20 protein-coding genes, 2 tRNA genes and 1 pseudogene are annotated in these 23,518 nt (G+C 60.0%); 4 read left to right on the top strand and 19 right to left on the bottom strand.

From position 1 onward, the window contains the following. Window positions 1-169 precede the first annotated feature (169 nt). The 14 genes and pseudogenes from HBO24_RS16050 to rnr form a co-directional block, all read right to left on the bottom strand. Window positions 170-628: a hypothetical protein gene (locus HBO24_RS16050; RefSeq protein ID WP_057437428.1), complete on the bottom strand. Its 459-nt coding sequence runs from the start codon at window positions 626-628 to the stop codon at window positions 170-172. Window positions 629-640: 12 nt separating this feature from the next. After that, window positions 641-1,090: a hypothetical protein gene (locus HBO24_RS16045; RefSeq protein WP_143110324.1), complete on the bottom strand. Its 450-nt coding sequence runs from the start codon at window positions 1,088-1,090 to the stop codon at window positions 641-643. Window positions 1,091-1,148: 58 nt separating this feature from the next. Next, a complete protein-coding gene (locus HBO24_RS16040; RefSeq protein WP_170059988.1) occupies window positions 1,149-1,598 on the bottom strand; it encodes a hypothetical protein in 450 nt (149 codons plus the stop codon). After that, a pseudogene (locus tag HBO24_RS29610) lies at window positions 1,595-1,750 on the bottom strand (NAD synthetase); the annotation flags it as partial. The gene HBO24_RS16040 and the pseudogene HBO24_RS29610, both read right to left, overlap by 4 nt. 21 nt (window positions 1,751-1,771) lie before the next feature. After that, window positions 1,772-2,215, bottom strand: a complete 444-nt coding sequence (locus tag HBO24_RS16035) for a hypothetical protein (protein WP_057958160.1) — start codon at window positions 2,213-2,215, stop codon at window positions 1,772-1,774. Next, window positions 2,215-3,132, bottom strand: a complete 918-nt coding sequence (locus tag HBO24_RS16030; protein WP_170059987.1) for an NAD synthetase — start codon at window positions 3,130-3,132, stop codon at window positions 2,215-2,217. Before HBO24_RS16030 ends, HBO24_RS16035 begins: the two co-directional genes overlap by 1 nt. Window positions 3,133-3,352: 220 nt before the next feature. Next, complete coding sequence (locus tag HBO24_RS16025; RefSeq protein ID WP_057958158.1) at window positions 3,353-5,656, bottom strand: YgiQ family radical SAM protein; 2,304 nt, start codon at window positions 5,654-5,656, stop codon at window positions 3,353-3,355. Between the two features lie 190 nt (window positions 5,657-5,846). After that, window positions 5,847-7,244 carry a replicative DNA helicase gene (dnaB, locus tag HBO24_RS16020; RefSeq protein WP_017138451.1) on the bottom strand — a complete coding sequence of 466 codons (1,398 nt, stop codon included), beginning with the start codon at window positions 7,242-7,244 and terminating at the stop codon, window positions 5,847-5,849. Window positions 7,245-7,354: 110 nt separating this feature from the next. Further along, entirely contained in the window at window positions 7,355-7,801 is a 447-nt protein-coding gene (rplI, locus tag HBO24_RS16015) for a 50S ribosomal protein L9 (RefSeq protein WP_003171376.1), read from the bottom strand. A gap of 18 nt (window positions 7,802-7,819) precedes the next feature. Beyond that, window positions 7,820-8,713 carry a hypothetical protein gene (locus HBO24_RS16010; protein WP_057437422.1) on the bottom strand — a complete coding sequence of 298 codons (894 nt, stop codon included), beginning with the start codon at window positions 8,711-8,713 and terminating at the stop codon, window positions 7,820-7,822. Window positions 8,714-8,749: 36 nt separating this feature from the next. Then, window positions 8,750-8,980, bottom strand: coding sequence for a 30S ribosomal protein S18 (rpsR, locus tag HBO24_RS16005; RefSeq protein ID WP_003171373.1), 231 nt, complete (start codon window positions 8,978-8,980; stop codon window positions 8,750-8,752). Window positions 8,981-9,009: 29 nt separating this feature from the next. Next, a complete protein-coding gene (rpsF, locus tag HBO24_RS16000; protein WP_003217491.1) occupies window positions 9,010-9,432 on the bottom strand; it encodes a 30S ribosomal protein S6 in 423 nt (140 codons plus the stop codon). Between the two features lie 306 nt (window positions 9,433-9,738). After that, a complete protein-coding gene (gene rlmB, locus HBO24_RS15995; RefSeq protein ID WP_057444490.1) occupies window positions 9,739-10,494 on the bottom strand; it encodes a 23S rRNA (guanosine(2251)-2'-O)-methyltransferase RlmB in 756 nt (251 codons plus the stop codon). Then, a complete protein-coding gene (gene rnr, locus HBO24_RS15990) occupies window positions 10,491-13,124 on the bottom strand; it encodes a ribonuclease R (RefSeq protein WP_115127258.1) in 2,634 nt (877 codons plus the stop codon). The genes rlmB and rnr overlap by 4 nt, the downstream gene beginning before the upstream one ends. Before the next feature lie 224 nt (window positions 13,125-13,348). Here rnr and HBO24_RS15985 point away from each other — a divergent pair. The 4 genes from HBO24_RS15985 (at window position 13,349) to HBO24_RS15970 (ending at window position 16,436) form a co-directional block, all read left to right on the top strand. Next, a tRNA-Leu gene (locus HBO24_RS15985) sits at window positions 13,349-13,435 on the top strand. Between the two features lie 179 nt (window positions 13,436-13,614). Further along, window positions 13,615-13,701 (top strand) — tRNA-Leu (locus tag HBO24_RS15980). A 144-nt stretch (window positions 13,702-13,845) separates the two neighbouring features. After that, window positions 13,846-14,871, top strand: a complete 1,026-nt coding sequence (locus HBO24_RS15975) for an extracellular solute-binding protein (protein ID WP_057958156.1) — start codon at window positions 13,846-13,848, stop codon at window positions 14,869-14,871. Continuing rightward, on the top strand, window positions 14,871-16,436 hold the full coding sequence (locus HBO24_RS15970) for an iron ABC transporter permease (RefSeq protein WP_170059986.1): 1,566 nt from the start codon (window positions 14,871-14,873) through the stop codon (window positions 16,434-16,436). The genes HBO24_RS15975 and HBO24_RS15970 overlap by 1 nt, the downstream gene beginning before the upstream one ends. Before the next feature lie 72 nt (window positions 16,437-16,508). On the opposite strand, the gene HBO24_RS15965 is transcribed toward HBO24_RS15970, so the two are convergent. From HBO24_RS15965 to hflK, 5 genes are all read right to left on the bottom strand, one after another. Continuing rightward, window positions 16,509-18,443, bottom strand: coding sequence for a methyl-accepting chemotaxis protein (locus HBO24_RS15965; protein ID WP_170059985.1), 1,935 nt, complete (start codon window positions 18,441-18,443; stop codon window positions 16,509-16,511). Window positions 18,444-18,582: 139 nt separating this feature from the next. After that, window positions 18,583-19,872: an adenylosuccinate synthase gene (locus HBO24_RS15960; RefSeq protein WP_057437412.1), complete on the bottom strand. Its 1,290-nt coding sequence runs from the start codon at window positions 19,870-19,872 to the stop codon at window positions 18,583-18,585. Between the two features lie 54 nt (window positions 19,873-19,926). After that, entirely contained in the window at window positions 19,927-21,114 is a 1,188-nt protein-coding gene (locus HBO24_RS15955) for an ATP phosphoribosyltransferase regulatory subunit (protein ID WP_057958153.1), read from the bottom strand. A 296-nt stretch (window positions 21,115-21,410) separates the two neighbouring features. Then, window positions 21,411-22,277, bottom strand: coding sequence for a protease modulator HflC (gene hflC / locus HBO24_RS15950; protein ID WP_017849753.1), 867 nt, complete (start codon window positions 22,275-22,277; stop codon window positions 21,411-21,413). Then, window positions 22,277-23,455, bottom strand: coding sequence for an FtsH protease activity modulator HflK (gene hflK / locus HBO24_RS15945; RefSeq protein WP_115127254.1), 1,179 nt, complete (start codon window positions 23,453-23,455; stop codon window positions 22,277-22,279). Before hflK ends, hflC begins: the two co-directional genes overlap by 1 nt. Window positions 23,456-23,518: the final 63 nt, after the last annotated feature.

Here is a 23,518-nt window from a genome sequence, read left to right as displayed (position 1 = left end):
CGCTTTATTGAGGGAGCCGGTGCAGTACAGCACCAAAACGGCGCGAGAGCGGCCGTCGTGGTGCGAGGGTTGCACATATTTGTGGCGCAAGTGCGGGGCGCAGTGGTGAATCTACCCAATCAGCGCTTTTTGCGCGTTGCGTTGAAACCGGTTATCGAAGGCAACGCCTTCACATGCGACTACTCGATCTAGCGGTTGATTTGACAGACTGCCGAATGCGACGGATTCCAACGAGTTTTGTACGCATCTCTCGTTGAACCTTGCTGTTAAGTGTCAACAATCCAAGGAATGGGAATAACAGCGCCAACCCATAGAGAACTTTATGAGGCTGGTACTGAACCATTGGAACTACAAACACTAGACAGGCGAGGTAGATACCGACCATCACCCACACCCAGGAGGGTCGGCCCCGCAAAATCATAAAGTTGCTATGGACCGTCAACAGAATGAGCAGCGCCCCGACCAACATGATCTTGAGCCCCACTTGAGCCAGCGGCACATCACGAAAATAAGTGACGAACGCCAGCGCAACAGCCAATGCCAACGAAAAATACGCAGCGAATACACCACCCAGAAACGTCAGAAAGTATTGCCTGAAAAAGTCGCGTAGCGTCATTAACTCGTTCATTCGCTTACCCCATCAACGCTTTTTGCGCGCTGCGATTACGGCTTGGCGCAGGTGGCGTATTTCGAGCAGCCGCTGGCGCATTTCGCGATGGCGCTTGCTATTGAGCAGCAGCAAGCCCAGCAGTGGGAACAGTACGGTGGAGCCATAAACCAGACCATTGACGTCGTATTGAATCATCGGCAACACGAACAGCAGACAACTGCCCAGGTATCCCGCCACCAGCCTCGTAGCCCAAGAGTACCCACGCGCAATCATCACATTGCCAAACACCAGCACTGTCACCAGCACCAGGATCGCGCCCCCCGTATAGCTGGACTTGAGCGCAGGATCAACGCCGCGTAAATACGTCACGCCAGCCATGGAAATCGCCGCAGACCCCGAAAAGATCGCCATGAAGATGGTGCCCATGAACACGGGGAAATAACGGGCCAGGAAACGGCCCATGTCGGGAAAGCCGCTCACTGCGTTAACTCCTCGTACAGGCCGCTCGCGTTGAGGCAGGGCTAGTGAACATAAACAATCAAAGGTTTTTGTACTTTGCAGTCGCAGCCTCGCGCAGATGGCGCAGCTCAACGAGTTTCTGACGCATTTCCCGATGACGCTGACTATTGAGCAACAGCAAGCCCAGCAGTGGGAACAATAAGCTCAAGCTATAGATCAACGGATGCTGCTGATCACGGATGGCGGGCAACACACCTAGGAAGCACAACCCCAGGATCACCGCCAGCGGCCGCACCCATTGCGGACGCCCGCGAGCAATCATGAAATTGCAGTGCACCACCACCAAAGTGAGCGCGATGCCACCCAGGAACGAATACTTTGCATTGTCCTCCATGGGAAGGTCCTGAAAATAGCTGTCGAAAAACAACGGAACTGCAAATACCAACGTAAAAATGGACGCGAATATCCCCCCCATAAAGACCGGGAAATACTGCGACAGAAAACTACGAATGCTGGGAATCTCATTCATTGCTCGATCTCTTCGTACAGGCCTACAGCAACAGTCCGAACACTCCCCGAAACCGCACTGCCGGTAAAGCCGACCGCGGCACCCAAGGCATCCTTAATTTGCGTGACTGTTGCATGCTTGACTTCGGTAGGCGCGAAACGCTTGGGGAGTTCACGGCTAGTGAATCTGCACAATCACCGTTTTTTGTACTTTGCGGTCGCAGCCTGGCGCAGATGGCGCAGCTCGACGAGTTTCTGTCGCATTTCCCGATGACGCTGACTATTGAGCAACAGCAACCCCGCCAACGGAAACAGCAGCCCCATTACATACGCTGCCATATGTGGCCGATAGCTATAGGTTGGCAACACGACCAGCAAACATACAACGTAGAAGGCTGCGATAGCCCAAGCCCCCCATTCTCGCCCTCTGATCATGACGAAATGGCTGAACGCCAAGAGCAAGCCCAAGAAAACTGCCGCCAGAAAAGAGTAACGCGCCCGCTCTGGGTCACTGCGAAAAAATGTACTTGATGCCAATGAAATAGCGGCAGAGAGAGAGAAGCAGGCAAGGAAGAACGCGCATATAAACGCTGGAAAATATTGCGCCAAAAAAGCTCTTAATGAACCAGGACGATCCATCACTCAACCTCCTCATAGAGGCCAACTGCAATCGTTCGAATGTTGCCTGATATAGCGCTCCCGGTAAGACCAACGGCAGCCCCGAGGGAGTCTCTGATCTGCGTCACAGTAGCGTGATTGATCTCGCTAGCTGAATAGCGCTTGGCCAGCAGACCGGAGCGCTGGCGCAGTTTCAAGAGTTCATTGCTCAGTCTTGGATCTTTCAGGCTCAGCAACTCTTTGGTGAGCGCCTTGCGTTGCTGGCGGGTCAACCCCTTGGACAACTCGTACCAACTTCTGCCAGTAGTCACCTTTCGAGCCTGCAGCAGCCGAAGAGTGGTCAGAGTAGAGGCGCCGGCACCCAGCAGTGAAGCGGCGTCCAATACCGGCATTGCATAGCGATACCAGTCCTCGCTATCCATATCGTCGTTGGCTGCCGGGTCATTGAGTTCGTTGATAGTTCTCACCCCCCCGACGACACATTGCACAGTACTGGCCGCTGCAGCCGTCGCACCGATGCCCGCCACCACCAGGCTCGCGCCACCCGTGAAAGGCACGGCGACTGTACCGCTGAACACAACAATCCAACCGAGGATTGCGCCCGCACAAGACAGGGTCGTATTGACTGCTTCGCCCACCAACCGGGACTCACGCGGGTTGTTAGCCACCTGATTGGCAAACTGCGTCGGCGAAATGTACCTCTGCGCCTCACGCAAAATGATGCGCTTGGGCTTGATGCTGCAGATCGGCTTGAACTCGCGCAGGGTAATGACATTGAAGTCAGCGTCGATATACACCACCCCTGCGCCGACGATGCCGGGGTCGGCGTCGATGGCCGCGAACAGCCGTGGCAGGTTGATCTGGCTTTCGATGCGCTGGCGCGCCATGAACTGGGAGCGGTTGGAGTCCATGCCGATGTTGAGCAAGGGGTTGCTCATGGGGTGTTCTTCCTTGAAATAGGTGGGGTCTGAACTGGCGCCTTCGCGAGCAAGCCCGCTCCCACAGTTGACCGAGTTCCAGCATGAGAATGCGGTCGAATGTGGGAGCGGGCTTGCTCGCGAAGGCGATTCAATGGGCGCCACCTTAACAAACAGGTTTCCCACCCGCTAGAAAGCAAAACGCCAGCACGAGGCTGGCGTTTTGCATTTCAGGCTGCGATCAACGCGGTACGACCGGCTTACGCGCAGGCTTCTTGCCTTTGCCCTTGGCCGCGTCGGTGCGCTCTTTAGCCGCCTGCTTGTTGCGGGCCATGGCCGCGGCCTTGGCTTGTTCGCGCTTGTCCCACGGGTTGCTGCCGTCGCTGCCACGAGGCGGCAGGCCGGTGTGCTGGGTGAGGATCCTGGTGGTGGTTTCCTTGGCGACCTTATGGCTGCCCACCGGCGTCGAGTTCTTGCGACGGGCGCTCTGGTAGCTGTCGGTGGACGGCTGATGCAGCGGAATCAACTGATCCTTGCCCGGCCCGATCAGGTCGGCGCGGCCCATGCGGGTCAGCGCTTCACGCAGCATCGGCCAGCCTTTGGGGTCGTGGTAGCGCAGGAACGCCTTGTGCAGACGGCGCTGTTCTTCGCTCTTGACGATGGTCACCGCGTCGCTCTTGTAGGTGACCTTGCGCAGCGGGTTCTTGCCCGAGTGGTACATCGCGGTGGCGGTGGCCATTGGCGACGGGTAGAACGCCTGCACCTGGTCGGCGCGGAAGCCATTGCCCTTGAGCCACAGGGCCAGGTTCATCATGTCTTCATCGGTGGTGCCGGGGTGGGCGGCGATGAAGTACGGGATCAGGTACTGCTCCTTGCCCGCTTCCTTGGTGTACTTCTCGAACATGCGCTTGAACTTGTCATAGCTGCCAATGCCCGGTTTCATCATCTGGTTGAGCGGACCTTCCTCGGTGTGTTCCGGGGCGATCTTCAGGTAGCCACCGACGTGGTGGGTCACCAGCTCTTTGACATATTCCGGCGACTCCACGGCCAGGTCGTAACGCAGGCCGGAAGCGATCAAAATCTTCTTCACACCCGGCAAGGCACGGGCGCTGCGGTACAGCTGGATCAGCGACGAGTGGTCGGTGTTCAGGTTCGGGCAGATGCCCGGGAACACGCAGGACGGCTTGCGGCACGCGGATTCGATTTCCGGGCTCTTGCAGGCGATGCGGTACATGTTCGCGGTCGGCCCGCCAAGGTCGGAAATCACCCCGGTGAAGCCTGGGACCTTGTCGCGGATCTCTTCGATCTCGCGGATGATCGACTCTTCGGAACGGTTCTGGATGATCCGGCCTTCGTGCTCGGTGATCGAGCAGAAGGTGCAGCCGCCGAAGCAGCCACGCATGATGTTCACCGAGAAGCGGATCATGTCGTAGGCCGGGATTTTTTCCTTGCCGTACACAGGATGCGGGACACGGGCGTAAGGCATGCCAAACACGTAGTCCATTTCTTCGGTGGTCATGGGAATGGGCGGTGGGTTGAACCACACGTCCACTTCGCCGTGCTTCTGCACCAGGGCGCGGGCGTTGCCTGGGTTGGTTTCCAGGTGCAACACGCGGTTGGCGTGGGCATACAGCACTGCGTCGCCACGGACCTTTTCCACCGATGGCAGGCGGATCACGGTCTTGTCGCGGGTCATGCGCGGGCTGGCGAGGATCTGTACGACCTTGGCTTCTTCCGGGTCTTCAACCGGGCCCTTTTCCTGCTCGATGGCGCAGGCCTGGGTGTCCTGGGTATTCACGTACGGGTTGATGATCTTGTCGACCTTGCCCGGGCGGTCGATACGGGTGGAGTCCACTTCGTACCAGCCCGCTGGCGTGTCACGGCGAATGAACGCGGTGCCACGCACGTCGGTGATGTCTTCGATCTTGTGGCCCCACGACAGGCGCTGGGCAACTTCGACAATCGCCCGCTCGGCGTTGCCGTACAACAGGATGTCGGCGGTGGCGTCGATCAGGATCGAGTTGCGCACCCGGTCCTGCCAGTAGTCGTAGTGGGCGATGCGGCGCAGGGAAGCTTCGATGCCACCGAGCACGATCGGCACGTTCTTGTAGGCTTCCTTGCAACGCTGGCTGTACACCAGGCTCGCACGGTCCGGGCGTTTGCCGGCCATGCCGCCAGGGGTGTAGGCGTCGTCGGAGCGGATTTTCTTGTCGGCGGTGTAGCGGTTGATCATCGAGTCCATGTTGCCGGCCGCGACGCCGAAGAACAGGTTCGGCTCGCCGAGCTTCATGAAGTCGTCTTTGGACTGCCAGTTGGGCTGGGCAATGATCCCGACGCGGAAGCCCTGGGACTCCAGCAGCCGGCCAATGATCGCCATGCCGAACGAAGGATGGTCCACGTAGGCATCACCGGTGACGATGATGATGTCGCATGAATCCCAGCCAAGCTGATCCATCTCCTCCCTGCTCATGGGCAGGAATGGCGCTGGACCGAAACATTCGGCCCAGTACTTGGGATAGTCAAATAACGGCTTGGCTGTTTGCATGACGGTGACCGGTGTTGAGATGAAAAATCGCGGGCGCGGAATATAGCACAAAATTTGACCAATTCCGACGGTAATGGTCGGAATTGTGCTGACTCCATCGCGGGCTAGCCCGCCCCCACACTTGAATGGTGAATGCTTTCAAATGTGCGGGCGGGCTTGCCTGCGATAGGGCCCTTATAGACGCTGGAAACTATTCGTCGTCGTCGAAGTTATAACTGCCCGGCGCCAGGTTCTCGAAGCGCGTGTACTTACCGATGAACGCCAGGCGGATAAAGCCGATCGGTCCGTTCCGCTGCTTGCCGATGATGATTTCGGCAATGCCCTTGTGCTCGGTTTCCGGGTGATACACCTCGTCGCGGTACACGAACATGATCACGTCGGCGTCCTGCTCGATCGCTCCGGATTCACGCAAGTCGGAGTTCACCGGGCGCTTGTTGGGACGCTGCTCCAGGGAACGGTTGAGCTGGGACAGCGCCACCACCGGGCAGTTGAATTCCTTGGCCAGGGCTTTGAGGGACCGGGAGATTTCGGAAATCTCGTTGGTCCGGTTGTCGCCGCTGGAGCCAGGGATCTGCATCAACTGCAGGTAGTCGATCATGATCAGGGCGATATCGCCGTGCTCACGCACCAGGCGCCGGGTACGCGCACGCATCTCGGACGGGCTGATACCGGCGGTGTCGTCGATAAACAGCTTACGGTCGTTGAGCAGGTTGACCGCCGAGGTCAGGCGCGGCCAGTCGTCGTCTTCCAGGCGACCGGCACGCACTTTGGTCTGGTCGATCCGGCCCAGGGACGAGAGCATACGCATGATCAGCGATTCGCCTGGCATCTCCAGGGAGTACACCAGCACGGCCTTGTCGCTGCGCAACACGGCGTTTTCCACCAGGTTCATCGCAAAGGTCGTCTTACCCATGGATGGACGGCCGGCGACGATGATCAGATCGGACGGCTGCAGGCCGCTGGTCTTCTCGTCGAGGTCGGTGTAGCCGGTGGAAATACCGGTGATGGCGTTGTCAGTGTTGAACAAGGTGTCGATACGGTCGATGGCCTTGGTCAACAGGTCGTTGACGCTGACCGGGCCGCCGGTTTTCGGGCGGGCCTCAGCGATCTGGAAGATCTGCCGTTCGGCTTCGTCGAGGATCTCGGCGGCGGTGCGACCTTCAGGGTTAAAGGCACTGTCGGCGATTTCGGTGCTGATGCCGATCAACTGGCGCAGGGTCGCCCGCTCGCGCACGATCTGGGCATAAGCCTTGATGTTGGCGACGGACGGGGTGTTTTTCGCCAGCTCACCGAGGTAGCCGAGGCCACCGACTTGCGAGGTCTGGCCTTCCTTGTCCAGTTGCTCGGCCAGGGTCACCACGTCAATCGGTGAGTTCTGGTCGGCCAGCTTGGCAATGGCGCGGAAGATCAGGCGGTGGTCATGCCGATAGAAATCACCGTCCGAGACTTGATCGAGCACACGTTCCCAGGCGTTGTTATCCAGCATCAAGCCACCGAGCACGGCCTGTTCGGCCTCGATGGAATGCGGCGGCACCTTCAGGGCAGCGGTTTGCAGATCGTATTGCTCAGGAGCTGAAATATCGTTCATGGCCACTTGGAATTAGGGGGTGTGAAAAAAACAAAAGGCACGACCTGTAAACAGGATCGTGCCCGATGTTAACCGCCTGGCACGCGAGGTGCCAGTCAGTTAGGTGCTACTTAAGCTGCTACCACGACAACGCGTACGGTGGCTTCAACTTCAGCGTGCAGGTGCACGGCTACGTCGAATTCGCCTACGTTGCGGATGGTGCCGTTCGGCAGACGAACTTCGCTCTTCTGCACTTCAACGCCGGAGGCGGTCAGTGCATCAGCGATGTCGTGGGTGCCGATCGAACCGAACAGCTTGCCTTCGTCACCGGCGGTGGCAGTGATAGTCACTTCCAGCTCGGCCAGTTGGGCAGCACGGGTTTCAGCCGAAGCTTTCTTGTCTGCTGCGGCTTTTTCCAGCTCAGCGCGACGCTCTTCAAACGCGGCCAGGTTGGCAGCGGTTGCAGCGGTGGCTTTGCCGTATGGCAGCAGGTAGTTACGACCGTAGCCGGCCTTAACGTTTACTTTGTCGCCCAGGTTGCCCAGGTTGGCGACTTTTTCCAGAAGGATCAGTTGCATGTGAAAATCCTCTAACTTTTAACCTTCACCGTTCGCGTTATCGGCGTCTTTCGGCGCCAGACGACCGCGAAAATCAATCAGGCCGTCGACAATGGCCAAGACCACGAGTAACGGATAGATCAGTTGCATAAACAGCAACAGCGTCACGTACAACCCCACCAGCCAGAACTTGGCCAGGCGCTTTTGCGCCACCAGCCCGTGCATCAGGGCCAGCCCGGCAATCACCAGCGGTACGCTGCACAACGGCGTCAACATGGCCATTTGCGGACCAAAGTTCGGCCCTACAAGCATGCACGCCAGCAGCAACATCGCTGGTCCTGCGGGGATTCTGATACTGCGAAACTCGCGACCAAAACCACCCGGGTTATACAACAACGCCTGCCAGTAGCGCCCAAGAATCAGGCTCAGCACACTGACGATCTGCAACAGTGCCGCTATCAGGCCGGTAAGGACCGGAGCAATCAGTGTGGCCATGCGCGCTCGCTCATCTACCGACAATTGCTGGTAGAGATCCCCGAGGGCCAGTGGCAGGATTTTTACCAACTCCTGCGACAGCGCCTCGATTTGCGGGCGGAAAGCCGCGCCAAGCACCACTGAATACACCACTCCCAATGCCACGCTGACCAGCAGCGTACGGACCCAGGACTCACTTGCGCGTAAAACCAACGCAAGGCTCGAAGACCCCAGCAGTACCAGAAGTACCCGTGGATCGTCGAATTGCAGCCACCAGATCAAGGCCGGCAGCAACCCCAGGGCAAGAACGCCCAGGGCGTCCTTCAAACCGCGCCGCAGCAGCACAAGGCTTCCTGCGGCAGCACCCAACCAATACAACAACGGCAATGCAGCACATCCAGCCACTACCAGAGTGGCCTGCACACGACCGCGCATGATGAACTCAGCTAAGGCGCGCATGCATTCAATCCCTTACTACTTGTCGACTGCCCGGTCTCAGCGGCCGTGGCTGTCGGTGTAGGCCAGCAGGGCCAGGAAGCGGGCGCGCTTGATAGCGGTGGCCAGCTGACGCTGATAACGAGCTTTGGTACCGGTGATACGGCTTGGAACAATTTTGCCGGTCTCGGATACGTAGGCTTTCAGAGTGTTGAGATCTTTGTAGTCGATCTCCTTCACTTCTTCAGCGGTGAAGCGGCAAAACTTACGACGACGGAAGAAACGTGCCATTTGATAGGCTCCTTAATAAGGTCCGTGGATTACTCGTCAGCGTTATCGCTGTTGTCGCTGTCATCACTATCAGCGCTTTCAGCGCCTTCGTGCTCAGGACGGTCGCGACGCTCACGGCGCTCACTGCGGTTTTCTTCAGCCTTGAGCATCTCGGATTGGCCGGTAACGGCTTCTTCGCGACGGATGACCAGGTTACGGATCACTGCATCGTTGTAGCGGAAGTTGTCTTCCAGCTCGGCCAGGGCCTTGCCAGTGCACTCAACGTTCAGCATCACGTAGTGAGCCTTGTGAACATTGTTGATTGCGTAGGCCAGTTGACGACGGCCCCAATCTTCCAGACGGTGGATTTTGCCGCCGTCTTCTTCGATCAGCTTGGTGTAACGCTCTACCATGCCGCCGACTTGCTCGCTTTGATCCGGGTGGACCAAAAAGATGATTTCGTAATGACGCATGAATGCTCCTTACGGGTTGTAGCCTGCCGCTCAAAAACGGTCAGACAAGGAGTGAATGACACTTAGGAATCTTGCCACTGGGAGGCACATGCGTGCCCGCCGGGAAGGCAAGGGGCGCAATTGTAGAGAAGGGGGAGAAAGGGCGCAAGGCAATTGGTGATTATTTGTACAACCTTCCAAACCCTACAAACCAGTGTGGGAGCGGGCTTGCTCGCGAATACGTTAGGCCAGCCAACATCTATGGCGACTGACACTGCGCATTCGCGAGCAAGCCCGCTCCCACATTTGGACCTGCGCCAGACCTGATTACTTCTTGGACTTGGCCTTGGCGCCACGCTGGCGCTGGGCTTCGAACAGGCAGACGCCCGTTGCGACTGAAACGTTGAGGCTGCTGACGCTACCGGCCATCGGCAAGTGCACCAGGTAGTCGCAATGCTCACGGGTCAGACGCCGCATGCCCTTGCCTTCAGCACCCATGATCAGGATGGTCGGGCCGGTGAGGTCCTGGTCATAGATACTGACCTCGGCCTCCCCCGCCGTACCCACGACCCACAAGCCGCGCTGCTGGAGTTTTTCCAGGGTGCGCGCCAGGTTGGTCACGGCCACCAACGGAATCACTTCCGCTGCGCCGCAGGCGACTTTACGCACGACCGGGGTCAAGGTAGCCGACTTGTCTTTCGGCACGATCACCGCCAGCGCGCCGGCAGCGTCCGCCGAACGCAGGCAGGCGCCGAGGTTGTGCGGGTCGGTCACGCCGTCCAGCACCAGCAACAGCGGCGCACCTTCGGTGCGGTCGAGCAGCTCGTCGAGCATGGCCTCGCCCCAGACCTGGCTCGGACTCACGTCCGCCACCACGCCCTGGTGCACGCCTTCGACCCAGACGTCCATTTCGCGCCGCTCGGCCTGGCCGATGGCAACTTTATTCTGGTTGGCCAGCTCGACCAACGCTTGAACGCGCGGCTCGCTACGACCCTCGGCCAACCACACTTGCTTGACGCGCTTGGGGTGGTGACGCAGCAACGCTTCTACGGCGTGTACGCCGTAGATTTTTTCCAGACTCATGACTTGGCCTTAGGTTTGCGCGACCCGCCGCTCTTGGCAGGGGCCGAACCCGCTTTTGGCGGGCCTTTACGGTGTTTACTCGGTTTGCTCGACGGCTTGTCGGCGGCCTGGGACTTTCCCCCAGACGCCGCTTTACCACCGCTTTTGGCTTCGTTGAGCAACTGCTGCTTCAACTCGCGACTCTTGCGCAACTCGGCGTTTTTCGCCGCCGCATCACTGGGGCGGTACGCGTCGCTGACCTTTTCCTTGGCCGAGGAGCGGCGCGCAGGCTTGGCCGGCGCAGGCTCGGCAGCCGCTGCAGCTTTCGCAGGAGCGCCTTTTTTCGCCGGAGCTGTGGTTTCGGCACCCCGTTTTTTGCGGCCAATCGGCGCTTCGAGGGTTTTTTCAGCCATCTCGAAGTCGATCTTGCGTTCGTCGAGATCGACGCGCATGACCCGTACTTCTACGGTATCGCCCAAACGGAAGCTGCGACCGGTGCGCTCGCCCGCCAGGCGGTGATGCACAGGATCGAAGTGGTAGTAGTCACCCGGCAAGGCGGTGACGTGCACCAGGCCTTCGACGTAGATGTCGGTCAGCTCGACGAACAGACCAAAACCGGTCACGGCGGTGATCACGCCTGGGAACGACTCGCCTACGCGATCCTTCATGAACTCGCACTTGAGCCAGTTCACTACGTCACGGGTGGCTTCGTCGGCACGGCGCTCGCTCATGGAGCACTGCTCGCCCAACTGTTCCAGGGCCGCTTCGTCGTACGGATAGATCCGTGCCTTCGGAATGGTCATGGCACCGGCGCGCTTGACGTGCGGGGTGTTCTGCTTGGAATGGATCACGCTGCGGATGGCGCGGTGCGTGAGCAGGTCCGGGTAACGGCGGATCGGCGAGGTGAAGTGGGTATACGCCTCGTAATTCAGGCCGAAGTGGCCCTGGTTGTCGGCGCTGTACACCGCCTGGCTGAGGGAACGCAGCATCACGGTCTGGATCAGGTGGAAGTCCGGACGGTCCTTGATGCTGGCCAACAGAGCCTGGTAATCCTTCGGCGACGGACCATCCTTGCCTTTGTGCAGGGACAGGCCAAGCTCGCCCAGGAAGGCGCGCAGTTTTTCCAGGCGCTCCGGTGGCGGACCATCGTGCACCCGGTACAGCGCAGGAATCTCGTGCTTCTTCAGGAATTCGGCGGTGGCCACGTTGGCCGCCAGCATGCATTCCTCGATCAGCTTGTGCGCGTCATTGCGGGTGGTCGGCGTGATTTCCGCGATTTTGCGCTCGGAACCGAAGATGATCCGGGTTTCCTGGGTTTCAAAATCTATCGCGCCACGGACATGACGTGCGCCCAGCAACACCTTGTACAGCGAGTAGAGCTGCTTGAGGTGTGGAACTACGTCAGCGTACTGGCTGCGCAAAGCCTTGGCTTCGCTGGTTTTCGGCGTTTCCAGGATGGTGCTGACCTTGTTGTAGGTCAGGCGGGCCTGGGAGTGGATCACCGCTTCGTAGAACTGGTAGTCGGTCATTTCGCCGGTTTTCGAGATGGTCATCTCGCACACCATGGCCAAACGGTCGACTTTCGGGTTCAGGGAGCACAGGCCGTTGGACAGCTGCTCAGGCAGCATCGGGATCACGCGCTCAGGGAAGTACACGGAGTTGCCGCGCACCTGGGCTTCGTTATCCAGGGCCGAACCGATCTTCACGTAGCTGGATACGTCGGCAATCGCGACAAACAACTTCCAGCCGCCGGAGAACAGGCGCAGCTTGCCGGGCTTGGCTTCGCAGTAAACAGCATCGTCGAAGTCGCGGGCATCTTCGCCGTCAATGGTGACGAACGGCAGATGACGCAGGTCGATGCGTTTCTCTTTGTCTTTTTCTTCGACTTCCGGCTTGAGCTTGGCGGCTTCTTTGAGCACAGCCTCAGGCCAGACGTGAGGAATATCGTAGGTGCGCAACGCAACATCGATTTCCATGCCCGGCGCCATGTAGTTGCCGACCACTTCGACGATATCGCCCTGTGGCTGGAAGCGCGGGGTTGGCCAGTGGGTGATTTTCACCTCGACGAACTGACCGACCTTGGCGGCGCCATTGCGGCCCGGGGTCACCAGCACTTCCTGCTGAACCTTCGGGTTGTCCGGAATCACGAAGCCGATGCCGCCTTCTTCGAAGTAGCGACCGACGATGGATTCGTGGGCACGGGACACCACTTCGACGATCACGCCTTCGCGTCGACCGCGACGGTCCAGGCCGGACACGCGCGCCAGTGCACGGTCGCCATCGAACACCAGGCGCATTTGCGCCGGGCTCATGAACAGGTCGTCACTGCCGTCATCAGGGATCAGGAAGCCGAAGCCGTCACGGTGACCGGCAATGCGGCCAAGGATCAGGTCGAGCTTGTCCACCGGCGCGTAAGTGCCGCGACGGGTGTAGATCAACTGTGCATCGCGCTCCATGGCGCGCAGGCGGCGGCGCAGTGCTTCGAGTTGGTCTTCGGTGGTCAGACCGAATTCTTCAACCAGCTGCTCGCGGCTAGCAGGCGAACCCCGATCGGCGAGATGCGCCAGGATCAGTTCGCGGCTAGGAATAGGGTTTTCATATTTTTCCGCTTCACGAGCGGCCTCGGGATCGAGGGACTGCCAATCGGCCATTAGAGAGTTTTCACCTTGTCTATATGTGGGTTAGTTTGGCATACGCGTATTGAAACGGGAAATTTCAAGCAATAACTAGCCCGCAAATGCGTTTTATAGCCGCGCAAAACCACCTTGCGTGACCGCCTGCGAAATTTTCCAGGCTTTTTTGATGACGGGGGTTTACAGCTCAAAAGCCACTCCGTATAGTGCGCGCCATCGACGACGGCAACGTTGAAGATACTGCCCAGATGGTGAAATTGGTAGACACGCCAGCTTCAGGTGCTGGTGACCGCAAGGTCGTGGAAGTTCGAGTCTTCTTCTGGGCACCAATTCAAAACTTAAGGTTTGCGCCTTGAGTCTCACAAAAACCCGCGAAAGCGGGTTTTTGCGTTATAGCCCTTTGATTTTTAACCCAAAAGTTGATTTATAAAATCAAATCAGGGGTTTACAGATCAAAAAGCCCGCCGTATAGTTCGCCCCATCAACAGCGGCAACGTTGCTTGATAATGCCCAGGTGGTGAAATTGGTAGACACGCCAGCTTCAGGTGCTGGTGATCGCAAGGTCGTGGAAGTTCGAGTCTTCTCCTGGGCACCAAATTCAGATCAAACCCGCGAAAGCGGGTTTTTTCGTTTCTGGGGTTTAAAAACTCCACCCGCAATTCCCGCTGCGCCCGCACTTGAGAAGTTTTATCGTTTATCCTTGCAATGATTTGTTGCACTCAAGTGAGGAACACCCCGGATGATGATCCGCGATATCCGTCTCAAGACATCCCTTCTGCGTGGCCTGACCATCACTCTGCTCGGCCTGACCCTGCTCTCTCCCACCGCCTACTCGGCCGACAAGGTTGAACTGACCCTGTACAACGGCCAGCACAAGGAAGTCGGCGATGAACTCGCCAAGGCCTTCGAAGCCAAGACCGGCATTCATGTGAATGTACGCAAGGGCAGCAGCAACCAACTGGCCAGCCAGGTCGTCGAAGAGGGTGAGCGCTCCCCCGCCGACGTGATCTACACCGAAGAATCCCCGCCACTGAACAAACTTGGCGAACAAGGTCTGCTGGCCACTATCGACGCCAGTACCCTGGATGTCCTGCCCAAGGAATACGTGGCCGCCAATGGCGCCTGGATGGGCGTCACCGCACGTACCCGGGTAGTGGCCTTCAATCCGAAATTGATCAAGGAAGAAGAGCTACCCAAGTCGGTACTGGATTTCGCCAACCCCGAGTGGCAGGGCAAAGTGGGCTTCGTCCCCACCAGCGGTGCCTTCCAGGAACAGGCCGTGGCCATCATCAAACTGCATGGTCGCGATGCCGCCGAAGAATGGCTGACCGGGCTGCGCGCGTTCGGCAAGGTCTACAGCAATAACATGGTCGCCCTCAAAGCCGTGGAAAACGGCGAAGTAGCGACGGTGCTGGTGAATAACTACTACTGGTTTGCCCTGAAAAAGGAAAAAACCAACCTGGATTCGCAACTGCACTACTTCACCGATGGCGATGCTGGCGGCCTGATCACCGTATCGGCAGCAGCGGCATTGAAATCCAGCAAGCACCCCAAGCAAGCCCAGCAACTGCTGGCGTTCATGGCCAGCGAAGAAGGCCAGCGGGTTATCACCAACACCTCCGCCGAGTACCCGCTGCGCAAAGGCATGCAGTCCAACCGCGGCCTCAAGCCATTCAGCGAACTGCAACCGCCCAAAGTCACTCCCGCCGACCTGGGCAACGCTGAAGAAGCCCTGGAACTGGAACGTGACGTTGGCTTGAACTGATGACCCCATCGCAATCCGCCCCCGCCTTGCGCGGGGGCTTTAGCCCCCGGCGCAAACGCCCGTCAATCTGGCTGCTGCTGCCGGTCTTGTTGCTGGTGGGCCTGAGCCTGCTGCCGTTGGTGTATGTGGGCCTCAAGGCCTGGCAGGCCGGCTGGGCCGAGGCTGTGCATCTGCTGTGGCGCCCGTATGTGTTCGGGCTACTGCGCAACACCTTGGCATTGATGGTCGGCGTGACCGTCGCCTGCGCGGTGATCGGCCTGTCCCTGGCCTGGCTGCTGGAGCGCAGCAACCTGCCGGGCCGGCGGGTCTGGGGCGTAATCCTGTGCCTGCCGTTTGCCGTACCGGCGTTTGTCAGCAGCTTTACCTGGGTATCCCTGAGCGCCCAGTTCGAAGGCCTGGGCGGCGCCATCCTGGTCATGACCCTGTCCAAATACCCCCTGGTGTTCCTGCCAGTGGCGGCCACCCTGCGTAACCTGGACCCGTCCCTGGAAGAGTCGGCCCGCACCCTGGGGCTCAATCGCTGGAGCGTGTTTTTTCGCATCACCCTGCCACTGCTGTGGCCGTCGCTGCTGGCCGGCGCCCTGCTGATCGCCTTGCATATGCTGGTGGAGTTCGGCGCCCTGTCGATCATCGGCCTGCAGACATTCACCACGGCGATCTACCAACAGTTCGAATTGGAGTTCAGCAACGCCAATGCGGCGATGCTGTCTGCGGTGCTGCTGGTCATGTGCCTGACCCTGCTATGGCTGGAACTGCGCGTGCGCGGCAAGGGCCGGCATGTGCGCACCGGACAAGGCGCGGCGCGGCATGCCGAACAGGTTCGATTGGGCAGATGGGCGCCACTGGGCCAGTTGTATTGCCTGATGCTGGCGATCATTGGCAGTGGCATTCCGTTGGGGATGCTCGGCTACTGGCTGGCCGTGGGTTCTTCAGCAGCCTTCCCGGTAGCCGAGATCAGCGAGGCGCTGCTGTCCTCCCTGGCGCTGTCCCTGGGTGGCGCGACACTCTGCCTGGCGCTGGCCGTACCGGTGGGACTTCTGGTGGTGCGCTACAAAGGCCAACTGGCGCTGTGGGCCGAACGCCTGCCCTACTTGCTGCACGCCCTGCCCGGCCTGGTGATTGCCCTGACCCTGGTGTATTTCGCTCTGCATTACGTGCCGGCGCTGTATCAGACCTCGGCGTTGCTGCTGATCGCCTACGCGCTGTTGTTCCTGCCACTGGCCCAGGCGCCGATCCGTACCGCCCTGAACAAGGCTGCACCGCAACTGGAAGAGGCCGCCCGCACCCTCGGCGCATCGTCGTTCAGCGCGTTTTGCCGGGTGACCCTACCGATTATCTTTCCGGCATTGGGCGCGGCGTTTGCGCTGGTATTCCTCGATGCGATGAAGGAGTTGACCGCGACTTTGCTGCTCAGTCCGACCGGGTTGAATACCCTGGCCACGGCGGTGTGGGCGCACACCTCGAATGTGGAGTTTGCGGCGGCGGCGCCTTATGCGGCGCTGTTGATTCTGGTGTCGGGGCTGCCCGTCTACCTGCTCACGACACGGATGTATCTGAGCCGCTGAGAGCGCTATCGCAGGCAAGCCAGCTCCCACATTGGAGCGGGTTTGCCCGCGACAAGGTCCGAGCCGCCAACCTCAGGCCCGGAACTGCCCCAGGCTGGCCTTCAACTGCGCCGCCAACCCATCCAGCACCTTGCCACTGGCCGTGGTTTCCACCACCGCCTGCGCTGCGCGCTCGGCCTGGGCATGGATCACCTCGACCCGCCCCCGCACCGCATGCGCGCCCTGGGCCTGATGTTCGGCAGCCCGGGTTGCCAGGCCAATCGCCGCATGCACCTGCTCCACTGAGTCTTGCACCGTTTGCTGCAAGCGCACACTTTCGCGCAGCACCAGCAGACCCTCGCTGGCCTGGCGCCCGGCCTTGCCGATGGTCTCCACCGCCTCGCGCGCGCCTTGCTGCAACGCCACGATATGCGCCTGGATATCACCGGTAGAGCTTTGGGTTTTACTGGCCAACGCCCGCACTTCGTCTGCCACCACCGCAAAACCCCGCCCGGTTTCACCGGCACGCGCTGCTTCAATGGCGGCATTCAGGGCCAGCAGGTTGGTTTGCTCGGCAATGCCGTGGATCACCGTCAGCACCACTTCAATCTGCTCGCTTTGCTGGGCCAGGCGCTCGATCACCTTGGAACCGGCCTGCACCTGCCCGGCCAAGGCCTCGATCAAACTGCCGACCTCGGCCGAAGTACGGGAATTTTCATCCGTGGCTTGACGGATATCCACCACCTGCTGCAACGCGGCTTGCATGGCATGGCTTTCGGCCTGGGCCTCGTCAGCCATTTGCGACAGCGCCCGCAGGCTCTCGGCCACTTCATCACGCTGCAAACCTGCTGCGGCATCGGCGCCGGCATTGCGCAGGGTCATCGCGCCGATTTCCACGCCGGTACGCTGGGCCACATCCCCCGCCTCGCGCACGATGGGCTGCAACTTATCCACAAACCGATTGACCGCCGAAGCCATGGCGCCGATTTCATCCTTGCTGTTGATCTGCACACGCTTGGTCAGGTCACCGTCACCGGCCGCCAAATCATCCATGGCCGCGATCAGCAGCTTGAGGCGATTGACCACCCGCCGCCCCAGCACCACGGCAATCAGCAACAGCACACCCAGGCCCACCACCGCCAGACCCAGACCGATACGCCAGCGCAGGGCCTGCGCGGCCTCTTGTACGGCGCTGGAGGTATTAGCGGTCATTTGCGTGGCCGTGGCCTGCGCCGACTGCAGACGGGCACCCATGGCCGCCGCACTGTCCGCCGCCGCGCCTTTGAGGCTGTCGCCCACCAATTGACCGCCACTGGCGATCAGCGCGGTAAAACGCTGGTCCAGCGCCGCCAGGTCCGCCTCGACCGCTGCGGTGGAAACCCCCATCAGCACCTTGCCGATCTCTACACCATTGGGGCTGATGGACGCTTCGACGTAGTACACCGAAGGGTCGTTTTTCGCGGCATTCAACACTTTATCCAGCGCACGGTCGCCCTGGCCTTTTTCCAGGAGCGCCTTGTTGATCGGGTTTTCCCGGTTCAAATAACGGGTCAGGTGCTGGCCTGTGGCGTCGTCATACACCACAAACAGCACATTGGGATTGCGCTGGGCACGCCGGGCGAACTCCGACAACGCCGGAACATCGCTGTCCCACATTGCACGGGGTGCAACCGAGGCCAGCAACTGCGCCATGTCATTGGCAGAGTCCTTCAGGTCCTTTTCCAGGGTCGTACGCAGTTGCTGCTGCTCTTGCTTCAACCGCGCAGAAAGCCCGGCCGTCAGACGGTCGCTGGTGCTGGCCGACAAGCTATCCAGGCTGGACGTCACTTCCTTGCCGGCCTGGGTCAATTCGCCCGACAGTTTCTGGCTGTCCACACCCAGGCGTTTGCCCAAATCGGCTTCCAGGGCCGTGACTGTGCTCCGGGTCAGGGCGACCGCCACCAGCACTTGCACCAAAAGAGCGATACCAAGGGTAACGAACACCGGCCTCAACAGCCGGCTTTGTAACAATGAGAGAACGGCAGACATCGGGAATCCCTCCACCACGGGTGCCATTAAATTGATAGCACCGCGAAAGAGAGAAACATAGCAAGGGTCGTGCCGTGCGCACCGCAGAAACGACAAAGGGCCCCCGAAGGGACCCTTTGCTTTTTACATCAACAGCTTATTAAGCGAACGGATGACGCAAAACGATGGTCTCGTTGCGGTCCGGGCCCGTCGAAATAATGTCGATCGGCGCGCCAATCAGCTCTTCAACGCGCTTGATGTAGGCGCGGGCGTTAGCTGGCAGTTCTTCCAGGGTCTTGGCACCCACGGTCGACTCGCTCCAGCCCGGCACTTCTTCGTACACAGGCTGCAGGCCCACGTAGCTGTCAGCGTCGGTCGGGGCAACATCATTACCTTCTGCGTCTTTGTAGCCGACGCAGATGTTGATGGTTTCCAGGCCGTCGAGTACGTCCAGCTTGGTCAGGCAGATGCCCGAGATGCTGTTCACGTCGATAGCGCGACGCAGGATGACAGCATCGAACCAGCCACAACGACGGGCACGACCGGTCGTCGCGCCGAACTCGTGACCTTGCTTGGCCAGGTGCGCACCGACGTCGTCGAACAGCTCAGTCGGGAACGGACCCGAACCTACGCGCGTGGTGTAGGCCTTGGTGATGCCCAGGATGTAGTCCAGGAACATCGGACCAACGCCCGAACCCGTCGCAACGCCGCCAGCGGTGGTGTTGGAGCTGGTCACGTACGGGTAGGTACCGTGGTCGATGTCCAGCAACGAGCCCTGGGCACCTTCGAACATGATGTCTTTGCCGGCGCGACGCAGGTCGTGCAGCTCGGCAGTCACGTCCAGCATCAGCGGCTTGAGCAGCTCGGCGTATTCCTTGCACTCGGCCAGGGTCTTGTCGAACTCAATGGCTGGCTCTTTGTAGTAACCGACCAGCATGAAGTTGTGGTAATCCACCAGTTCACGCAGCTTGTCTTCAAAGCGCGGCATGTTGAGCAGGTCGCCCACACGCAGGCCACGACGTGCAACCTTGTCTTCGTAGGCCGGGCCGATACCGCGACCGGTGGTGCCGATCTTCAGCTCGCCACGGGCCTTTTCACGGGCCTGGTCCAGCGCAACGTGGAAGGACAGGATCAGCGGGCAGGACGGGCTGATACGCAGGCGCTCGCGCACCGGTACGCCTTTCTCTTCCAGCTTGGTGATCTCGCGCAGCAGGGCGTCAGGTGCAACCACCACGCCGTTGCCGATCAGGCACTGCACGCCTTCGCGCAGTACGCCCGACGGGATCAGGTGCAAGACGGTTTTTTCGCCATCGATGACCAGGGTGTGGCCAGCGTTGTGGCCACCTTGGTAGCGCACTACGGCGGCAGCATGTTCGGTCAGCAGATCAACGATCTTGCCTTTGCCCTCATCACCCCATTGGGTGCCCAGGACTACGACATTCTTACCCATAACACTTGTCCTCATTCGCGCAAACTTGGTGCCGGCGTTGGCCGGCAGGAAAACTCAAGAAGCCAGTGGCGATACTTGCCAAAGCCCGTTCTGCTGAATCAATTGCCGGTCGCAGTCCGCTTCACGGGCGGCGGCCAATGGCTGCCCAGGCAAGGCCTGGACGACACGCTGACCCTCACTGCGCAACTGGCAGACCTGCTGCCAGAGTGCCGCGTCCGTACTGTCTGGCATCCAGATACCGCCAGACGGTAGCTCGACTTCAGCACGCCCCAGGGTCACCAGGGTTTTCAAATCGGTGGAAAAGCCAGTCGCCGGACGGGCACGACCGAAGTCGGCGCCGATATCGTCATAACGACCGCCCTGGGCGATGGCTTGGCCCACGCCCGGAACAAACACCGCGAACACCACACCGGTGTGGTAGTGGTAGCCGCGCAGCTCACCCAGGTCAAAATACAACGGCAGTTGCGGGAAGCGCGCCGACAACTGCTCGGCAATCGCCAGCACGTCGTCCAGGGCCGCCAGCACCGGGGCCGGCGCGTTGGCCAGGCGATCACGGGCAGCGGTCAGCACTTCGCGACCACCACACAGATCCACCAGCGCACGCAGCATGCCAGCCAGGTCGGCAGGCACGCCTTCGGTCAGGGCGATCACTTCGTCGATGGCCTTGCGCTGCAGGGCATCGAACAACTGCTGCTCCACTTCGCCGGACAAACCGGCCGCACGGGCCAGGCCACGGTAGATACCGACATGCCCCAGGTCCATGTGGACATCCGGCACATCGGCCAGTTGCAGCATCGCCAGCATCAGGCTGATGACTTCAACGTCGCTGCTCGGGCTCGCATCGCCATACAACTCGGCGCCCAACTGGATCGGGCTACGGGACGATGACAAGGCGCGCGGTTGCGCATGCAGCACGCTGCCGGCGTAGCACAGGCGGCTCGGCCCTTCACGACGCAAGGTATGCGCATCAATGCGCGCCACTTGCGGCGTGATGTCGGCGCGAAAGCCCATTTGCCGACCCGATTGCGGGTCGATGACCTTGAAGGTGCGCAGATCCAGGTCCTGGCCCGCGCCGGTCAGCAGGGATTCCAGGTACTCGATATGGGGAGTCACGACAAACTCGTAACCCCAGCTCTGGAACAGATCCAACACCTGGCGACGCGCGATTTCAATACGCGCAGCCTCTGGTGGCAGTACTTCTTCGATGCCATCTGGCAGCAGCCAGCGGTCTACCGTTGCCATTACGCCATTCCCCTATGACCCGGCCTGCCCTTGGGCGAGCCTTGAGTGAAGCAGAAAATACCCGGCCCCTGCATAAACCACGCGCAAGAGCGACGTGACGAATGGCCTGTAGACGGCCTCGTCGGGCACTTTCCTCGAAAAACCTGTCACGCCTGCAACGCACAACAACAATCAAACATGCAGACGCAAAAAAGCCGGGAATTTCCCGGCTGCCGCATCATACACCCGTTTTCCGAAAGGATCACCCCGCCGAGCGTTTTAGCCGCCCGACGGAGTGGAACCAGCCAGTCTGCGGGTTACTTGGACTTTTCCAGGTAGCGGAAGAAATCGCTACTTGGGTCCAGCACCATGACATCGGTTTTGTTCGCAAAGCTTTCACGGTAGGCACGCAGGCTACGGTAGAACGCGTAGAACTCCTGGTCCTGGCCATAAGCCTTGGCGTAGATCGACGCGGCTTGGGCATCACCATCACCACGAGCCTCTTCAGACTCACGATAGGCCTCTGCCAACAGTACGCGACGCTGACGGTCGGCATCCGCACGGATACCTTCAGCCAGTTCGTTACCCTTGGCACGGTGCTCACGCGCCTCACGCTCACGCTCGGTGCTCATACGCTCGAACACGCTGCGGTTCACTTCCTTGGGCAGGTCAATGGCCTTGACCCGAACATCGACCACTTCGATACCCAGCTCTTTTTCCGCCATGGTATTCAACGAACGGGTGATGTCAGCCATCAGCGCATCACGTTCACCGGATACCACCTCGTGCAGGGTGCGCTTACCAAACTGGTCGCGCAGGCCCGATTCCAGACGACGGGACAAACGCTCGTCGGCAATCTGCTTGAGGCCGGAAGTCGCGGTGTAGAAGCGCTCGGCATCCTTGACGCGCCACTTGGCGTAGGCGTCAACCATCACGGCTTTCTTTTCCAGGGTCAGGAAACGCTGTGTCGGTGCATCCAGGGTCATCAGGCGGGCGTCAAACTTGCGCACCTGGTTGACGTAGGGGACTTTCACATGCAGGCCCGGCTGGACATCAGCCTGGACCACACGCCCGAATTGCAGCAACACCGCACGCTCGGTCTGAGCCACGATGTAGAAGCAGTTCCAGGCAGCGATGACCACGACGACGCCCACAATCAGGGCGGTCAGCGATTTATTGCTCATCAACGACTCTCCCGGGAACGTGTTTGCTGTTGCTGCAAGTCAGCGGCCGCACGGGCGCTCGCTTCGTTGGCAGCGGCAGTCGAACTGGCGGAAGACGAAGTACTGCCGGCGCTACGACCACCTTCGATCATCTTGTCCAGCGGCAGGTACAGCAGATTGTTCTGCCCACCTTTGTTGCCGGTCACGAGAACCTTGCTGGTGTTGGTGAAGACTTCCTGCATGGTGTCTAGGTACAGACGCTCGCGGGTGACTTCCGGTGCCTTGCGGTACTCGGCCACCAGCTTGGTGAAGCGGTCAGCCTCACCCTTGGCGCGGGACACGACTTCGTCGCGGTAACCGTTGGCATCTTCAAGGATGCGCTGGGCCTGACCACGGGCTTCCGGCACCACGCCGTTGGCGTAGGTTTCAGCCTGGTTGCGCGAACGCTGCTCGTCTTCACGGGCGCGGATCACGTCATCGAAGGCTTCCTGCACTTCACGCGGTGCCGCTGCGCTCTGTACGTTGACCTGGGTAACGGTGATACCGGTGCGATAGGTATCGAGGAACCGTTGCAGGCGCTCCTTGATCTCGCTGGCCATCAGTTCACGGCCTTCGGTCAGCACCTGGTCCATCGCAGTGGAACCCACTACGTGGCGCAGGGCGCTTTCGGTCGCGTGCTGCAAGCTGATTTCCGGCTGGTCGACGTTAAGCACGAAGTCCTGCAGGTTGCTGATCTTGTACTGCACGGTCAGCGGCACTTCGACGATGTTCTCGTCTTCGGTCAGCATCTGGCCCTGCTTGGTGTAGGCACGCTCACGCGTGACGTTCTCCATGTACTTCTTGTCGATCGGCGGGAAGTAGATATTCAGGCCGGGGCCGACAGTCTCGTAGTACTTGCCGAAGCGCAGCACCACGGCTTGCTCCTGCTCGTCCACCACATAGACCGCGCTGTACAGCCAGACAGCCGCCAGCGCCACGAGGCCCAGGCCAAGCAGGCCGTAGCCGCCGCCCTTGCCTGTGCGACCGCCGTCGTCACCACCACGTTTTTTTCCACCACCGAACAACCCATTCAGGCTTTCCTGCAGCTTTCGGAAGGCCTCGTCGAGATCTGGTGGCCCCTTGCGGTCGCCATTATTGCGGCGTTTACCACCCCAAGGATCCTGATTATTCGAGTTGCCACCCGGCTCATTCCAAGCCATAGCGCTCTCCATCTGATAAAGCAAAGACGCACCCACGGCGCGCCGACCAATGCTACAGAATGC

Origin of the sequence: Pseudomonas sp. WS 5410 (assembly GCF_012985645.1) — a bacterium.
GTDB classification, from domain to species: Bacteria; Pseudomonadota; Gammaproteobacteria; order Pseudomonadales; family Pseudomonadaceae; genus Aquipseudomonas; species Aquipseudomonas shahriarae.
The sequence above is the reverse complement of the archived record's forward strand: the minus strand, read 5'-3'. Positions and strand labels throughout refer to the sequence as shown.

Bases quoted from the DNA above. Each gene is read 5' to 3' on its own strand.
- rplI (WP_003171376.1), bottom strand. From the start codon at position 7,801: ATGCAACTGATCCTTCTGGAAAAAGTCGCCAACCTGGGCAACCTGGGC.
- hflC (WP_017849753.1), bottom strand. From the start codon at position 22,277: ATGAGCAATAAATCGCTGACCGCCCTGATTGTGGGCGTCGTCGTGGTC.
- HBO24_RS15975 (WP_057958156.1), top strand. From the start codon at position 13,846: ATGATGATCCGCGATATCCGTCTCAAGACATCCCTTCTGCGTGGCCTG.
- HBO24_RS15965 (WP_170059985.1), bottom strand. From the start codon at position 18,443: ATGTCTGCCGTTCTCTCATTGTTACAAAGCCGGCTGTTGAGGCCGGTG.
- HBO24_RS15960 (WP_057437412.1), bottom strand. From the start codon at position 19,872: ATGGGTAAGAATGTCGTAGTCCTGGGCACCCAATGGGGTGATGAGGGC.
- HBO24_RS16025 (WP_057958158.1), bottom strand. From the start codon at position 5,656: ATGCAAACAGCCAAGCCGTTATTTGACTATCCCAAGTACTGGGCCGAA.
- HBO24_RS15970 (WP_170059986.1), top strand. From the start codon at position 14,871: ATGACCCCATCGCAATCCGCCCCCGCCTTGCGCGGGGGCTTTAGCCCC.
- HBO24_RS16010 (WP_057437422.1), bottom strand. From the start codon at position 8,713: ATGCGCGCCTTAGCTGAGTTCATCATGCGCGGTCGTGTGCAGGCCACT.
- HBO24_RS16030 (WP_170059987.1), bottom strand. From the start codon at position 3,132: ATGAGCAACCCCTTGCTCAACATCGGCATGGACTCCAACCGCTCCCAG.
- HBO24_RS16040 (WP_170059988.1), bottom strand. From the start codon at position 1,598: ATGAATGAGATTCCCAGCATTCGTAGTTTTCTGTCGCAGTATTTCCCG.
- rpsR (WP_003171373.1), bottom strand. From the start codon at position 8,980: ATGGCACGTTTCTTCCGTCGTCGTAAGTTTTGCCGCTTCACCGCTGAA.
- HBO24_RS15955 (WP_057958153.1), bottom strand. From the start codon at position 21,114: ATGGCAACGGTAGACCGCTGGCTGCTGCCAGATGGCATCGAAGAAGTA.
- rlmB (WP_057444490.1), bottom strand. From the start codon at position 10,494: ATGAGTCTGGAAAAAATCTACGGCGTACACGCCGTAGAAGCGTTGCTG.
- hflK (WP_115127254.1), bottom strand. From the start codon at position 23,455: ATGGCTTGGAATGAGCCGGGTGGCAACTCGAATAATCAGGATCCTTGG.
- rpsF (WP_003217491.1), bottom strand. From the start codon at position 9,432: ATGCGTCATTACGAAATCATCTTTTTGGTCCACCCGGATCAAAGCGAG.
- HBO24_RS16035 (WP_057958160.1), bottom strand. From the start codon at position 2,215: ATGGATCGTCCTGGTTCATTAAGAGCTTTTTTGGCGCAATATTTTCCA.
- rnr (WP_115127258.1), bottom strand. From the start codon at position 13,124: ATGGCCGATTGGCAGTCCCTCGATCCCGAGGCCGCTCGTGAAGCGGAA.
- HBO24_RS16050 (WP_057437428.1), bottom strand. From the start codon at position 628: ATGAACGAGTTAATGACGCTACGCGACTTTTTCAGGCAATACTTTCTG.
- dnaB (WP_017138451.1), bottom strand. From the start codon at position 7,244: ATGAACGATATTTCAGCTCCTGAGCAATACGATCTGCAAACCGCTGCC.